Here is a 15,697-nt window from a genome sequence, read left to right as displayed (position 1 = left end):
CCGGTTTTTTTGCGTCGCCACTTGCCCGGCACGGTCGCCGGTTACAATTCCACCTCATAGACCGCGTCATGGGTGGCCACACGCACCTCTCCCGATGGCGTCACCCAGCCGCGAAACATGCCTGATGTATTATAGGGCGCGGATATGCCGCCTTCGGCATCGATTGCGACGAGGCCCGCGCCGATATCGTAGGGCGCCAGATCCTTGTGGACGAGATCGCCGGCGGCGGTCTCCAGATCCTGCCCGAGATAGGCAACGCGGGACGCGATCTCGTGGCCGACGACATAACGGATGAAAAACTCGCCCTTGCCGGTGCCGGAAACGGCGCAGGCCCCATCCCGCGCATAGGTGCCAGCCCCGATCACCGGGCTATCGCCCACCCGGCCATCAGGCTTGTTGGTGTAACCGCCGGTCGAAGTAGCCGCCGCGAGATGCCCCGCCGCATCGAGCGCCACCGCGCCGACGGTTCCGTGTTTTTCGTTTTCCGTCGCTTCCGTACCGGCGGAGGCATGGCGCTTCATCGCCGCCAGCGCTTCAAGACGCTTTTGGGTGGTGAAATAGGATTGAGGCTCGGTGGCGAGCCCCTTTTCCTTCGCGAAGCGGTCGGCCGCCTCTCCCGTCAGATAGACGGCACGCTCATCCGCCATCAGCGCACGGGCCGCCTTTACCGGGTTGCGGATGGCGCGAGAGGCGCTGATCGCACCTGCCGCCAGCGTTTCACCATCCATGATCGAGGCATCGAGTTCGTGAATGCCGTTTTCGTTGAGCGCCGCCCCGTGGCCGGCATTGAAATGCGGGCTATCCTCCATGACGACGACCGCCGCCTCAACCGCTTCAAGCGCCGTTCCGCCAGCCTTCAGCACGCCATAACCGGCGCGCAGGGCCGCTGCCAGATCGTCGCGCGCAGCAGCCCACTCCCCGGCCGTCATGCTGTCTTCCGGCATCACGCCGCAACCACCGTGAATGGCCAGTGCGATCTTCGTCATGTGCTCACTCCCTCGTCGCCCCACCAGCGGCAGGGCTTCTTACCATCAATGAAAGGCGATATCGCCGATGACCCGCACGCGGACCCGCCGCGCGCCGCCAGGCAGATAGGCGATCGGAATATCCTCCACCTCAAGCGTCTTGAGGCTCGCCCGCTCCGCGCCGGATGCGACCGCCGCGTTCTGCGCTTCGGTCTCGGCTTTCGCAAGGGCCTCGTCACGGCTCAGGCCGGAAAAGACCTGATCGACCTCTCCGGAAACCTGCGCCATCGCCGCGCCCAGCGCATTGGCAACGCCGGCATTTTCCACACGCAACACTTCCGACGCACCCGGAACCGTCTCGGGGATCAGGAACGCCCCGCCGCCTACAGCAACCAACGGTACGTCTTCGGCTGATGTCTTCATCTGGTCGAAGCTGTCGGCCACCATGTCACGGATGCGTTGAAGCGTGGCCTGCACGAAAGCCGGATCGAGGTCTTTTACACGGTCGCGATCACCCATTTCGATCAAGCCTGCGGCAACGGCGATATCCGATGTCGTCAGCGTCTCACCGCCGAAAACGCGGGCTTCCGTCAGAATGCGATAACCAACCGAGCGCGGACCGATCTTGCCCGTCTCAGGGTCAACGATGGTGCCGCCGCCGAGCGCAATCGGCAGGAGGTCGGGCATACGGAAGAGCGTGCGCACCCCACCGATATGAACGATATTGTTCGCCTCGCGCGGAAAACCGCCGACAAGGCAGCCAATATCGGAGGTAGTGCCGCCGACATCCACCACCATGGCATCGGAAAGACCGGTGAGGAAGGCCGCACCGCGCATCGAGTTGGTCGGGCCGGAAGCGAAACTGTGCACGGGGTTGGCGGCAGCGACATCCGCGAGCGCCACGGTGCCGTCATTCTGGGTCAGATAGAACGGCGCCTTCACACCGGCTTCGCGCAACGCATCCGAAAATGCCTGAACGGTTGTCCTGCCAAGTGTTTGCAGTGCCGCGTTCAGCAGGGCGACATTTTCCCGCTCCAGCAGCCCGATACGGCCAAGCGTATGGGAGAGCGTGATGCGCGCATCGGGGATGACCGAACGAACGATTTCCGCTGCCCGCACTTCGCATTCGGTTGTCAGCGGCGAGAAGGTTGCCGAAATGGCGATGGACGTGATGCCCGCATCGCGGATTTTCATCGCGGCCTCCCGAATTTCATCGGGAACCATCGGCACCAGCGGACTGCCGTCATATTCATGGCCGCCATGCACCATGAAGATCAGCGGATCGACCGCATCGCGCAGATCCACCGGCCAGTCGCACATGGGCGGCAGCGAAGAACCGGTCGGCAGAGCGATGCGGATAGCGGCAACCCGTTCCAGCCGGGCGCGCTCCACCACCGCATTGGTGAAATGGGTGGTGCCGATCATCACCGCGTCAATCGGGCGATCCGCCGCGCCGACATGGCCAGCCACATGGGCAAGCGCCGCCTTGACGCCGGACAGGACGTCCTGCGTGGTCGGAACCTTGATGGAGGCGACAATGGTGTCTCCATCGATCAAAACGGCATCCGTATTGGTGCCGCCAACGTCAATACCGATGCGTTTCATGAGAATACCGATCTGAAGTCAATGTCATAACCGAAGGCGCGCGGGCCGACGGCGGCGATGCCGGCAGGCGTCGTCAAAAGCTCTGGTGCCGGGAGGGCGACAACCGTCACGCGCTGACCGTAACGCACCGATTCCGTACCGATGGCGCCGCCGGAAACCGTATCGAGAAGGCAGAGCAGGTCCGGCGTCATGGCGACTGGCTGGCTATCGCGGAAGGCAACGGCCCACTCATTCTGGAATGCCAGCTCCATGCGCGAGCCACGGTCGGCATCGATACCTTCAACGGTCGTGCTGCCGCGCAGGAAACCACCTGTGGTCTCGCGGGCCACATCCACCACCTTGCCGCGGAACAGCTGCTTGCCGCCCTCGTGGTCGAGAACCGCCTGAACCGGATCGTCATGGCGTTGACGCGCCGCCATCACCGCGCGCCCGAGTTCGGTCGCCTTGGTAACGGTGTAATGAATACCCCATTCCTTCACTTCCTTGCCGGTGCGGGGGGCCTTGCATGTGGCGGCGGTGGAGCCTACTTCGGTGCAGACCTTGCGCGATATGCGCTCCATCCACTTCCAGGAGGCAGCCCGCGTCACGATCACCTCATTGTCGCGCACATCGACCAGCGACAGCGGAAACATCGGCAGATTGCCGATGGCGAAGGATGTCATCTGCGCTTCGGGATAGGCGCGCCCCATGGCATCGGCATTCACGACCGGCCGGTCGAGCACAGCGGCGGCGAGGAAGGATGACAGCGCATTGGAACCACCGATTTCAACGCTCATGATCGCCCGGAACGGCTTGCCGAGATAATCCTCCATCACCTCGACGGCACGGGCGAGATGCACGGGATCACCCAGTCGTTCCTGACCGACAAGCGGCGCACCCATCTTGGAGACGACGGCAACCATATCGTCATCGGCAAGCGCCATGGGGTCCATGACTTTCACCCGCCGCCCCTCGGCATAGAGATGGCGCAGGTTGAGCGTCGAGATATAGGGGTTGCCTCCACCGCCGGTTCCAAGGATCCAGGCGCCGGTGGCCAGAGGTTCGATATCGTCTTCGGAAAATTCCTGGATCATGCGTCATCCTCGGGCATGCCGCAGCCTTTCCGGCCGCAGGCAATGCTCCTTCCCTTTGAAGTTCCAAGTCTGGCCAACCCCGCCTTTGCGGCGGGGCCGGTTTTCATGAGGCGAAGATCACTCCGCCTTGCAGTCCCAATGGAAGTTGGAGAAGTTCAGGTCCCAGCTCTGCATGGGAATGAACTCGTAACCCTGAAGGCACTTGTTCGCCGCGTAACGGCGGTTCGGCGCAACCGCCCAGACGTCAGGCTGAAGATCGGCGATCTTCGTCTGCAGTTCCTTGTAGGTGGCGTTCTGCTCGTTGACATCCGTGGTGGCGCGGACCTTGTCGATCAACCCGTCGATCTCCGCATTCTGCAACCATTCCATCGACATCCAGGTACCGGAGGCCTTGGAGTGATACTGGTTGTAGAACATCGAATCCGGCGACGGATAGGTCGGCGAGATGTTCACCTGCGTCGATGCCGGCGTCGTTTCCGGCTTGGAAGAAAGCTCGACGATCCGGTTCCATGGCTCCGGCTTGATATCGAGCGTGATGCCGATCTGTTCGAGGCTGGATTGCAGAAGCAGCGCCACTTCCGCCTCAAAGGCCAGCGAAGCGACATAGCTGTTGACCAGCGTGATCTTCTGGCCGGCATATTTCGACTTCGCCAGCTCTTCCTTGGCCTTTTCCAGATCGTAGACGCCCGGCTGGATATCGCCGTTATGCGCGTCCTTGAACGCGTCTGAGAGCGGTCCCTTCATATCGAAGCCCGGATAGATCACTTCCTGGATCGTCTTGTAGTCGGTCGCATAGGCGATGGCGCGGCGCACGTGGACGTCGTCCGTCGGATAGACCTTGGTGTTGAGCTTGATGACGAAACCGCCGGCGGTGCGGGTCTGGATCAGCTTGTAACCCTTCATCCGGCCGATGGACTCATAGGTGTCGTTGCCAAGCCCGTGCGAGGAAAGGCCGAGTTCGCCCTTTTCCGCCAGCGCCTTGACGGTGGCGTCGTCGCTGGTCTGCACGAAGCGTACTTCGTCGATGGGCTTGCCCTTCGTCCAGCCGAGGAAATAATCGGCATTGCGGGCGATGACCATATCGGCCGAACGATTGTAGCTGACCAGCTTGTAGGGGCCGGAGCCGGCGGAATGTTCGCCGACATAGGCCTCGCCCCATTTGTCTTCCGGCTTGGCATTGGCTTCGATCAGCGTCTTGTTCATCGCCATCATCAGCGGCGTCGCCGCCATGAAGGGCGAGAACTGGCGCTCGATCTTCATGACCAGCGTGGCATCGTCAGGTGCGGTAACGTTTTCGGGCTTCAGCACGCCGACGATGAGGTTCGACGGGCCCTTGTTGATTCCGAGCAGGCGCTGGATCGACCAGGCAAGATCGGCAGCCTTCACCGCCGTGCCATCCTGGAACTTCGCATCGTTGCGCAGGTGGAAGGTATAGGTCAGGCCGTCCGGCGAAATATCCCAGGATTTTGCCAGATGCGGCACGATTTCGCCCTTGGCGTTCACCGTGGTCAGGCCGTCATACATGTTCACGATGGCCATGTAGCCGGTGTAATCGGTCACCTTCGCCGGGTCGAGCGAGCTGAATATCTGCATGGTGTTGACCGCAACTGACACCTTGTCTTCCGCAATGGCTGCGGAAGAAACAAACGGCAGCACGAGCGCCGTGCCGAGCGCCAGCGCGGCGAGACGGGAAGAAAGTACAGGCATTTTCATTATCGTTCTCCTCTTTATTGCGGGGCGTTGGCCCCGCTTATGGTTAGGCAGCCTTGCTGACCGGGACGGGCAGCGGTGAGAAAGGAATGTCCGGATAACCGAAGGCCGCCGGCCCGACGACCTCAAGCGCGCGGGCGCTGCGCAACAGGTCGTGGCAGGGGATGGCGATGACGGCCACGCGCTGGCCGTAGCGCAGCACTTCGGTGGTGATCGGATAACCGGTGTCGACATCGAGCAGGACGATCAAATCGGGCACCGTCACTTCCACTTTGCCGTCACGGGAAAACAGCAGGAATTCGTTCTGGATGGCGACGCCTGCCGTCTGACCGGCGCAATCATCAAAGCCGGAAAGCGTGAGATCGCCAACCGCGAAACCGCCGCGAAGATGGCGCTTCAGATCGGTGATCTTGCCGTTGAAGATGCGCCGCCCGCCTTCGAGCGCGCAGACTGCGGCAATCGGGTCTTCCTGCTGCTTGCGGGCGCGGATAACGGCCTCACCGATGGCAATCGCCTTGGTGTAGGTTTTCGGTATGCCATACTGGTGCACGTAATGCGCCTGCATCGGAGCCGTCGCCAGCATCGCGCCGCCGCCCTGCGAAACGACGCAGGCGCGCGCCATTCGCTCGTGCCAGACCTCGGAAACGGCATGGCTGAAGATGACGGCATTGCCGTGCAGATCGCACATCACCGATGGCGTGGAACTATGGCCGTAGATGGAGAAGGTGGTCATCTGCATTTCCGGGAATGCCCGGCCCATGCCGTCGCAATCAAGGATCGGCAGGCCGCCCAGCGCCGCCGTCACCAGCGGGTTCATGGAATTGGAACCGCCGATCTCCTCGCAGACGATGGCGTCGACGGGTGTGCGGATCAGCTCTTCCATCGCCCGCAGGCAGCGCAGGCCCTCGCGCCCTTCGCGAATGCGCTCGACGCCGACGACAGGCGCGCCGATGCCGCCGATGGACATGCAGAGCGCGTCCGGCTCGATGGCGTCGGTTGCCAGAATCTTCATCTCGTAACCGGCCTTCATGGCCTCCAGCGCCAGCAGCTTGCCAAGATAGGGATTACCGCCGCCGCCCGTGCCGAGAATGCCTGCGCCGATTTCCAGCGCGTCGAGATCTTCACGGGTCAGCGTCCGCAATGCCGCTTCGTCATATTTCAGCTTGCGTGTCTCAGCCATGATTGGCTCCCATTTCTCCAACAACTTTCACATGAATGCGGGTGGCGTTGCCGGGCAGATAGGCAAGCGGCATGTCCTCACGCTCGATGACTTCCAGCGTCGCGGCAATCGCACCGGCGGAAATTGCCTTTTCGCGTGCCTCGGCTTCCGCCTCGGCCAGTGCGCTCTCGCGCGTGCGTCCGTCCACCAGTGAGAAGACCCGGTCGGTCTCGCCGCTGATCTGCGCAATCGCCGCGCCAACGGCATTGGCCACCGCGAAATTCTCAGGCCGGATGACCTCCAGCTCACCGATACGATCCGGCATCAGGATGGAACCGCCGCCAACAGCGATCACCGGCACCGGTGACGACGAAATGCGGCTGCGCTCCACACAGGCCTCAAGCATGTCGTTAATCTTGTCGACCGCGGCATTCACGAGTTTTTTGTCGAGACTGGAGACCAGCGCCTTCTCGCCCACATCCGCCTTGCCGGAGGCAACCGCGATATCGGTCGCTGTCAGGGTCGAGCCACCGAAGCAGAGCGCCTCGCGGCGAACCCGGTAACCGACGGATTTCGGCCCGACAGTCAGGCCATGGTCGCCATTGACCACGAGGGAACCGCCGCCGAGACCGATGGAGAAAACGTCAGGCATGCGGAAATTGGTGCGCACGCCGCCAATATCCACCGTGGTCGAGGCCTGACGCGGGAAGCCGTGTGAAAGCGAGCCGACGTCCGACGTGGTACCGCCGACATCCACGACGACGGCATCCTTGAGACCGGTGAGGAAGGCCGCACCACGCATGGAATTCGTCGGGCCGGACGCGAAAGTGAGCACGGGGAAACCGCGCACCACATCAGCCGCCATCAGCGTGCCGTCGTTCTGGGTGATATAAAACGGGCAGGTAATGCCCGCGGACTTCAGCGCTTCGCCGAAAGCCGCAACGGTGCGGTCGGCCAGCGACAGCAGGCTGGCATTCATGATCGCCGCACTTTCACGCGCAAGCAGACCGTGACGGCCAATATCCTTGGACATGACCACCGGCAGGCCGGGGCAGCGTTCCTGCAGGATTTCCTTCGCCCGCAGCTCCATTGCTTCGTTGATGCCGCTAAAAACGCAGGTAACGGCAGCCGCCTTTAAGCCCTTGGCGCGGATATCGGCGGCGATGCGGACGATTTCGTCCTCATCGAGCGGCGAAATTTCGCGTCCGTCGAATTCATAACCGCCACGCACCTGATAACCGTGGTTGCCGACGATTTCACGGAGATCGTCCGGCCAGTCCACCATGGGCGGCAGGCCGGCACCGGAAGGCAGGCCGAGCCGGATGGCGGCGACCTCGTCCATATGCCGGCGCTCGATCACCGCATTGGTGAAATGCGTGGTGCCGATCATCACGGCGCCGATGCGCGCCCTGTCTATGCCCGAAGCCTCGATGACCTTTTCAAGGGCTTCGATGACACCGGATGTCACATCCTCTGTCGTGGAGGCCTTCACCCCCGCCAGAACGGTTTTATCCTGCAACACAACGGCATCGGTATTCGTGCCGCCGACGTCAATTCCAACGCGATACACGTCAGGCTCCTCTTTCATCAATCGGTCGTTTTTACGAGGAAGCGCATGCGCTCTTCCTCGGTCACCGTGGGTTTGAGACGTTCTTCCTCGTCGGTGACGACGGGGATGGCCGCGATCAGGGCGCGGGTATAGGGATGGGCCGGTTCGGCGAAGACCGCCGACGTCACACCCTCTTCGACAATCTCGCCGCGCAGCATGATGGCGATGCGCGAGCAGAAATTGCGCATTAGCGACAGGTCGTGCGAGATCATCAGATAGGTGAGGCCAAGCTCCTCGCGCAGCTGCAGCAGAAGGTCGATAACCGTCTTCTGCACGGAGACATCAAGTGCGGCCGTCGGCTCATCGAGGATGAGGATTTTCGGCTCGGCCGCGAGCGCCCGGGCAATCGCCACGCGCTGCTTCTGACCACCGGAAAGCTCGTGCGGATATTTGCCGAGATAGGATTGCGGCAGCCGCACCAGCCCCATCAGTTCCTGCATGCGGCTTTCACGCGCAGGCCCGTCCATGCCTATGGATTTCAGCGGCAGGGCAAGCGTCTGTTTCACCGTGCGCTTCGGATTGAGCGAGGTGCCCGGATTTTGATAGACAATCTGCGTCAGCCGCTTGCCGCGCTCAGGTGCCGGGGCGTCAATGACAAGATTGCCAGACGTGGGACGCGAAAGACCCATGATCATGCGCGCGACCGAGGTCTTGCCGGAACCGGATTCGCCCGCAAGGCCAAAAACCTCGCCTTCCTTCAGCGTCAGGTTCACATCCCGCACGGCGTGATAACCGTTGCGGCGGCCGTAAATCTTATTCAGCCCTTCGATGGTGACGATGGGCGAGCGCGTGCTCTGCGCCAGATCGGTAACGCGTGGGCCATAAAGCGGCGGCACGGCATCCAGCAGCGAACGCGTATAATCCTCGGCAGGAGCATGTAGGATTTGCGTGCAAGGACCGGTCTCGACGATATCGCCGTGATGCATGACCACGACCCTGTCCGCCACCTTGCGCACGACGCCGAGATTGTGGGTGATCATCAGCAGCGCCATGTTTTCTTCGGCAACCAGCTGGTTGATGAGGTTGAGGATTTCATCCTGCGTCGTCACGTCAAGCGCCGTGCCCGGTTCGTCGGCGATCAGGAGCTTCGGCTGGTGCAGCAGCGCAAGTCCTATCAGCACGCGCTGGCGCATGCCGCCCGAAAGTTCGGAGGGATAGGCGTTCATGACCCGTTCGGTATCCGCGAGCTGTACCCGACGCAGCACGGCCGCGATACGGTTGCGGCGCTCGGCCTTGGACGAGTTGATGCCGTCGCGCTTGTCGGCAAAACGCATGACATCATCGAGATGCGTGCCGATCTTGAAGACCGGATTGAAGGACGATAGCGGGTCCTGCATGATCAGCGAAAACGCCGTGCCCTTCAGCGCCTCACGCTCCCTGCGCGGTAAGGAAAGCACATCCCGGCCATCGATGACGATCGCACCGGAGGTGATCGCGGCATTCTTCGGCAAAGTGCCAATGATCGCCTTGGCGGTGACGGATTTTCCCGATCCGGTCTCGCCGATCAGGGCCACGCGCTCGCCGGCGGCAACCGTGAAAGCGACATCGCGCAGCACCTGCCGGGTGCGGCCGTAATTGGTGAAGGTGACGTTGAGGTTTTCGACCTTGAGAAGCGGTTCAGTCATGGCCTTAGCTTTCCACGTCGAACATGTCGCGCAGGCCGTCGCCCAGCAGGTTGAAACCCAGCGTCACGTAAAGCACGGCCGCACCGGGGCAGAGCACTTCCCACCAGAAATCCGGCATGAACTGGCGCCCGTCGGCGACCATCGATCCAAGGTCAGGCGTCGGCGGTTTGACGCCGAAACCGAGGAAGCTCAGCGTCGCCCCGAACAGGATGACGAAGGCGGCATCGAGCGTCGTCTTGACCGAAATGACCGAAACGCAGTTGGGCAGTATTTCGCGGAAGAGGATGTGTAACGGGCCCGCACCGGCAAGACGCGCCGCCTCGATGTAATCTTCCGAAGCGATGGACTTCGACACCGAATAGATCAGCCGCGCATGCCAGGTCCACCACAGCAGCGTGATCGCGATCATGGCGTTCATCAGCGTCGGTTCCAGGAGGTTGGAGACCGCGAGCGCCATGACGAGCGGCGGCATGGCCAGCATCACATTCGTCAGACCGCTGATGAGCTTTTCAGTCCAGCCACCGAAATAACCGGCGATCAGGCCAAGAACAGTTCCGACCGGAACGGAAATGCCGAGCACGCCGATGACGAGAAGCAGCGAGACGCGGAGCCCGAAGATGGTGCGGGAAAAGATATCGCGTCCTGCCTTGTCGGTGCCGAACCAGTGTTCGAGATCCGGCGGCATGTGGCGGGCGCGGAAATCGACAACCGCGCCGATATGTTTGGGATAGGGCGTGAGCCATGGCGCGAAGACCGCCAGCACCAGCACCGATAGCAGGATCAGCGAGCCGATGACCGCCGCCGGATTGCGGCTGAAGCGATACCACATCATGTAACCGGCGCTTAAGCCCCGATCAGTGGGTTCGAGCATTTTCATATCGGCCATCAGCGAGCCTCCTTGCGGCGCAGGCGCGGGTCGATGATCGAGATCAGAACATCCACGATCAGGTTCGCAACGATGAAGAACAGGCCGGCCACCAGCACCACGGCGGTCACGGCATTGAGGTCTTTCTGCAGGATGGCGTTGAGCCCATAGGAAGCGAAGCCGCCCCAGGCGAAGACCATCTCGATCACGAAGGCATTGCCGATCAGCGACGCGAATTCGAGACCCATGATCGTCAGCGGCGCTATGGAAGAGAGCTTCAGCAGGTAACGGAAGATGATGACCCGCTCCGGCACGCCGAAGCTTTGCAGGGTGAGCACATGGTCCTTGCGCTGGTTCTCGATCATCGAGGAGCGCGTGATGCGGGTGATCTGGCCGATGCCGGCCATGGAAAGTGCGAAGGCCGGCAGTGCGAGATGCTTCAGCGCATCGAGCACGACGTCGAAACGTCCGGCCAGCGTGCCGTCGATGAGGATGAAACCGGTTGGGCCGCCCTGCCAGCCGAGCGCATGGTCGAGCCTGCCGATGATCGGCCAGCCGGAGAGAAACCGGGCGGCCAGCAATTGCAGCGTGATGGCGAAAAGAAAGCTCGGGATCGTGACCCCGGTGAGCGAGAGGATGCGACCGATATGGTCAAGCGGCCGGTCGCGGTAATGCGCAGTGATGACGCCGAGCGGGATGGCGACGGCAAACATGAAGATGACCGAGACAAGTACCAGCTCCACGGTAGCCGGAACGGTCTGCGCCAGATCGGTAGTCACCGGGCGTTGCGACACCAGCGAGAAACCAAGATCACCTTGCAGGGCATTGCCGATATAGTCGAGATATTGGACGGCAAGCGGCTTATCGAGGCCCATCTCGCCGCGCAGCGCATCCACCTGCTCCTGCGTTGCCGCAGGACCGAGCGCCATGCGGGCGGGATCGCCCGGCACCACGCGGGCGAGCACGAAAATCATGATGGACAGGGCGATCATGACCAGCACGAAGGTGCCGAGCCTGTTCAAAATCGCGACCAGCGGATGTTGCTGCATCGGTGGAACGTTCCTTGTGCATCGGTTGCGTGAGCATAAGTTTTCACCACATGTCCCTTTGAACAATCTGGAAAAGGTATAGTTTTTTGAAAGATGAGTATAGGTTTTCAAGATTAAATCCCCTATGCCTTTGCGAATGACGCTGCTTCCCCGCACCCGCCTCTGCCGTCGCATCGCCAGCGAAACCGCCGGCGTGGTCTTTCTGCGCGCGCCGGCGGGTGCGGGAAAAAGCGTGCTGCTGGAAATGCTCGCAAAAGAGCTCGGAACCGACGTGTGCCGGACGCACCAGCCGCGAAGCGACGAGATCGAAAATGGCTGTCTCCTGTGGGACGTGCCGGTTTTCGCGCGGGCGGCCCGCATGCCCGCCGCCATCCTGGAGGCGGTGCGTCTGGTGGTCATCGCCTGCCGGCCGGATCAACGGATCAGCGGACTGGCCCGGCAAATCCTGCATCGCGGTTCGCTCACCATCGGGCCGAATGAACTGCTTCTTGGTGAGGACGAGGTGAAAGACCTGCCACCTGAACAGAAGCGCCTCGCACTCCACGACTATGCGAGTTGGCCGGCTTTTCTGTCACTGGCGCGTTTTCCGAATGAAACGCTGTGTGTCGACTATCTGCGGGAAAACTACCTGCCGCATCTTTCTCCCGCCCAGACGGTTGAGCTTTTGTTCTGGCTGGAAAACCCCTCTGCGGAGCCAGAGGCGGACTGGACCGAACTGCTGCCGCCTTTCCTGACTGGAAATCCCGACAGCCACCCCACCCTGATACGGCTTCTGGGCGTGGCTGCTCGGGAACGTCTCGCCACGCTGCAGGCCGGCAGCGCCGTGGTGGAGGTCGCATCGGCTTTCGAAAAGGAAGGGCGGGCGCTTGCGGCCATGGCGATGCTGCTCGACCGTGGTTACGAGACCCATGCCGCCCAAATCCTTGAACGCGCCCATGGCCGCGAACTGATCTACAGAAGCAGCGTCGACAGGTTTCGCGAGATCATCATGCGGTTTTCGCAGGATATGATCGCAACGAATGAAACCGTGCTCTTCGCCGTTACCCGCGCCTTACTGAAACAGGGTGAGTTGCAGCGCGTGCGCCATCTGCTCGGCAAGAGCCTCGGGTCGGATTATCTCGATCCGCTGAAAGTGCTTGCCCGTAGCTCACGCTTTTCCTTCGCCGCCCGCACCTTCCGGCTGAATCTGATGATTGCCGAGGATCTGACCCCCAATGACGCGGTAATCACGCGTCTGGGGGAATTCATGGCCGACTACCCCATGGACGATCACGGCAAATGGGCGGCCTATTACAATGCGTTGCTGGAATTCGAAATCCGCCGCCGCAATTTCCGCGAGGCCGAGGCCGCCGCCGCACGCGCTCTGATCTATCTGCGCAAAATGGGCGGACAGCCGCTGCTCGAATTTTTCATCCATCTACACCAGATCGTGCTGCGGCTGATGAGCGGCGATACGCTTCTGGCACGCCACGCGGCGCAGGAGGCGCGTGCGCGGCTGGAACAGGTGCCGCATGATGCCGTGCAGGAGTTCCGGATGCTGCGGCTGGCGGAAGCGTGTCTTGCCTATGAGGCGGGAAAACCGCGCGATCTCCTGCATTTCGTCGAACATGAATTCGATCACTTCGCTGCTGCCGAGATATGGCCGAGCCTGATGCAGTTCGCCCTGCATTATGCCTCGCAGGTGCTGATCGATCATTTTCCGATGACCGTGCGCCCCGGTTTTCTAGACGGTCTGTGGATCCACCTTTCGGAAGGGCTGCAATTCCATGCGATGATGGAAATCAGGACGGCCATCGCCTATCAGAACGCCAACCGCTGGGCAGATGCCGCCGCGACGCTTTCGGCAATCCGCATGCCGATGGGCCGCAACTGGGTGGAAAGTGCGCATGAGGATCTTTCTCGCCTGACGCGCCGCGATGAAATCGCCTATGTCATGGCCTGGCTGCGCGATGCGGTGCATCTTTTCACGCCGCGCGCCTATCTCTCCCGCCAGATCGACGCGATGATCGCCAATCCCAAGGTCACCAACCGCGAGAAGGTCGCGCTGAAAATCTGGCAGAGCTATGCCGCGCACCAGCGCCGCGACAATGCCGCCGCACGCGCCCATATCCTCACCGCTCTTGAATCGGCAACCCGTCTTGGCTGCAGCGGCGTCCTGTCGGAGGAGCGCGTCTTCCTCTCACCGCTCCTGAACAATCGCCGCATCCGCAGCTTTATCGAAACCTCGTCCGATGTCCGCACCGCGCTGTCGATTTTCGCCGCCTCGGTGAATTCACCGCAGGCCCGCGCCCTGCATGGCGGGCTTTCGCAGCGGGAAGCGCAGATGCTGCAACTGCTGGCCAGCGGCATGTCGAACAAGAAGATTGCCCAGACGCTCAACATCTCGGAAGTGACGGTGAAGTTTCATCTCGGCAACCTGTTCCGCAAGCTGGATTGCAAACGCCGCGCGGAGGCGATCCGCGCGGCGAAAGCACTGGGCTGGCTATAAGACTCAGCGGTTGTTCTTCTTGCGCCATTCGGCAAAAGCCGTCTGGTGCTCTTCCTTCGTGCAGGGGTAAAGCCCGATGATCGTCTGGCCGGCCTTGACCTGTTCCACCACGAAATCCTCGTAAGCCGTCATTTCCACCGCCTCGGTCGCCACCTCGTCGGCAATGCCAGCCGGGATGACGATAACGCAATCGGCGTCACCAACGATGATGTCGCCCGGAAACACCGGCGCATCGCCGCAGCCAATCGGGCCGTTGATCTCGATTGCCTCGTGTTTGGTGAGGTTGGTGGGGCTGGAAGGGCGGGTGTGGTAGGCCGGAATATCCAGCTCGGCAATGGTGGCCGCATCCCGGAAACCGCCATCGGAAACGATGCCGGCACCGCCGCGAACCATCAGGCGGGTCACAAGAATATCGCCGGCTGAGGCGGCGGTCGCATCCTTCCGGCTGTCCATGACGAGCACATGGCCCGGCGGGCATGTTTCGATGGCGACACGCTGCGGATGGGCGGGATTGCGGAATTCAACAAGCTGGTTGCGGTCTTCGCGCGCCGGCATGTAGCGCAGGGTAAAGGCCGGGCCCACCATGTTCTTGCCCTTGTAGCCCAGCGGGCGCACACCCTGAATGACCTGGTTGCGCAGACCCCGCTTGTAAAGCGCCGTCGCCAGGGTAGCGACGGAAATCGTCATCAGTTTTTCGCGCGTTTCATTGTTCATATCTGTCCCCTCGCAATGGGCGGCTGGATGTGTTTCAAGTCCTGTGAATGGGCTCGTCTGTGAAGACGCCGCCCTGATATTTTGCGATTGCGGCCTCGGGATCGGGGCGCGGCACATCGCGTTCGATTTCCGCACGGTAGCGCGCGGCATTGTCGCGGCGGTGCCAGCCGAGGAAATCGACATGGGAGTTATCCCACCAGCTGTCGTCATTGGCGGAAACGCCCCAGATTACCGGGCAGCCGAGTTTCTGCACGCGGAAGGTGGCCTCGATCAGCGAGACGAAGTCACCGTAGCTGAGCCAGGTCGACAGCATCCGCCAGTTGGAGGGCTTTTCTTCGCAGGACCCTATACGGACGATGGCCGTCTCCTGGCCGAATTTGGAGTAGTAGAGGCTTGCCATCGCTTCACCGAAAATCTTCGAGACGCCGTAAAGGCCGTCCGGCAGAAAGGGCGTTTCCGGCTCGAGCTGCTGTCCCTGCGGATAATAACCGATCGTGTGGTTGCTGGAAGCGAAGAGAATGCGCGGCAGGCCGTTCTGCCTCGCCGCTTCGTAAAGATTGTAGACGCCGCGAAGATTGGCGGCCTCGATGGGATCAAAAGCCTTTTCCACCGAAATACCGCCGAGATGGACGATGCCATCGCAGCCCTTCACCAGTTCATGAACCGCCGCCTCGTCTTCGAGCCGGCAGCGAACAAGCTCCTCATGGGGTGCTGCGTCACCGAGATCGACGACGTCGGAAAGACGGATGGTCTCGGCGATATGGCCGAGCCGCCCGCGCAGCATGCTGCCCAGCTTGCCGCCGGCGCCGGTGATGAGTAATCGCTTCAACATGTC

At 61.7% G+C, this 15,697-nt stretch carries 12 protein-coding genes; 1 reads left to right on the top strand and 11 read right to left on the bottom strand.

What is annotated here, in order from left to right:
* Positions 1–41: 41 nt before the first annotated feature.
* The 9 genes from BTE54_RS11260 to BTE54_RS11220 all read right to left on the bottom strand — a co-directional run bounded on the left by BTE54_RS11260 (position 42) and on the right by BTE54_RS11220 (position 11,660).
* Positions 42–986, bottom strand: coding sequence for an isoaspartyl peptidase/L-asparaginase family protein (locus tag BTE54_RS11260; protein ID WP_078052509.1), 945 nt, complete (start codon positions 984–986; stop codon positions 42–44).
* A 45-nt stretch (positions 987–1,031) separates the two neighbouring features.
* Positions 1,032–2,570 (bottom strand): hydantoinase/oxoprolinase family protein, encoded by a 1,539-nt coding sequence (locus BTE54_RS11255; RefSeq protein ID WP_078052508.1) that lies wholly within the window; start codon positions 2,568–2,570, stop codon positions 1,032–1,034.
* Positions 2,567–3,643 carry a DUF917 domain-containing protein gene (locus tag BTE54_RS11250; RefSeq protein ID WP_078052507.1) on the bottom strand — a complete coding sequence of 359 codons (1,077 nt, stop codon included), beginning with the start codon at positions 3,641–3,643 and terminating at the stop codon, positions 2,567–2,569. The genes BTE54_RS11255 and BTE54_RS11250 overlap by 4 nt, the downstream gene beginning before the upstream one ends.
* Positions 3,644–3,760: 117 nt before the next feature.
* Positions 3,761–5,356 carry an ABC transporter substrate-binding protein gene (locus BTE54_RS11245; protein WP_162934179.1) on the bottom strand — a complete coding sequence of 532 codons (1,596 nt, stop codon included), beginning with the start codon at positions 5,354–5,356 and terminating at the stop codon, positions 3,761–3,763.
* 43 nt (positions 5,357–5,399) lie between these two features.
* Positions 5,400–6,533 (bottom strand): DUF917 domain-containing protein, encoded by a 1,134-nt coding sequence (locus BTE54_RS11240; protein ID WP_004438394.1) that lies wholly within the window; start codon positions 6,531–6,533, stop codon positions 5,400–5,402.
* Complete coding sequence (locus BTE54_RS11235; protein WP_065657296.1) at positions 6,526–8,082, bottom strand: hydantoinase/oxoprolinase family protein; 1,557 nt, start codon at positions 8,080–8,082, stop codon at positions 6,526–6,528. Before BTE54_RS11235 ends, BTE54_RS11240 begins: the two co-directional genes overlap by 8 nt.
* Positions 8,083–8,099: 17 nt before the next feature.
* Positions 8,100–9,746: an ABC transporter ATP-binding protein gene (locus tag BTE54_RS11230; RefSeq protein ID WP_078052506.1), complete on the bottom strand. Its 1,647-nt coding sequence runs from the start codon at positions 9,744–9,746 to the stop codon at positions 8,100–8,102.
* A gap of 4 nt (positions 9,747–9,750) precedes the next feature.
* The gene (locus BTE54_RS11225) at positions 9,751–10,632 is read right to left on the bottom strand and encodes an ABC transporter permease (RefSeq protein ID WP_020813268.1); all 882 of its coding nucleotides are present in this window, start codon (positions 10,630–10,632) and stop codon (positions 9,751–9,753) included.
* Positions 10,632–11,660, bottom strand: coding sequence for an ABC transporter permease (locus BTE54_RS11220; protein ID WP_078052505.1), 1,029 nt, complete (start codon positions 11,658–11,660; stop codon positions 10,632–10,634). The genes BTE54_RS11225 and BTE54_RS11220 overlap by 1 nt, the downstream gene beginning before the upstream one ends.
* A gap of 136 nt (positions 11,661–11,796) precedes the next feature.
* Between BTE54_RS11220 and BTE54_RS11215 the strand changes: the two genes are divergently transcribed.
* Positions 11,797–14,148, top strand: a complete 2,352-nt coding sequence (locus tag BTE54_RS11215; protein ID WP_198939128.1) for a LuxR C-terminal-related transcriptional regulator — start codon at positions 11,797–11,799, stop codon at positions 14,146–14,148.
* A 3-nt stretch (positions 14,149–14,151) separates the two neighbouring features.
* Here the strand turns inward: BTE54_RS11215 and BTE54_RS11210 are convergent, their stop codons facing one another.
* Both BTE54_RS11210 and BTE54_RS11205 read right to left on the bottom strand, forming a co-directional pair.
* Positions 14,152–14,862 (bottom strand): ribonuclease activity regulator RraA, encoded by a 711-nt coding sequence (locus tag BTE54_RS11210; RefSeq protein WP_078052504.1) that lies wholly within the window; start codon positions 14,860–14,862, stop codon positions 14,152–14,154.
* A gap of 34 nt (positions 14,863–14,896) precedes the next feature.
* A complete protein-coding gene (locus tag BTE54_RS11205) occupies positions 14,897–15,694 on the bottom strand; it encodes an NAD(P)-dependent oxidoreductase (protein WP_078052503.1) in 798 nt (265 codons plus the stop codon).
* Positions 15,695–15,697: the final 3 nt, after the last annotated feature.

The organism is Agrobacterium sp. YIC 4121 (genome assembly GCF_002008205.1).
Taxonomy (GTDB): domain Bacteria; phylum Pseudomonadota; class Alphaproteobacteria; order Rhizobiales; family Rhizobiaceae; genus Agrobacterium; species Agrobacterium leguminum.
Note: the sequence above shows the minus strand (reverse complement) of the source record. Positions and strands in the feature narration are given on the sequence as shown.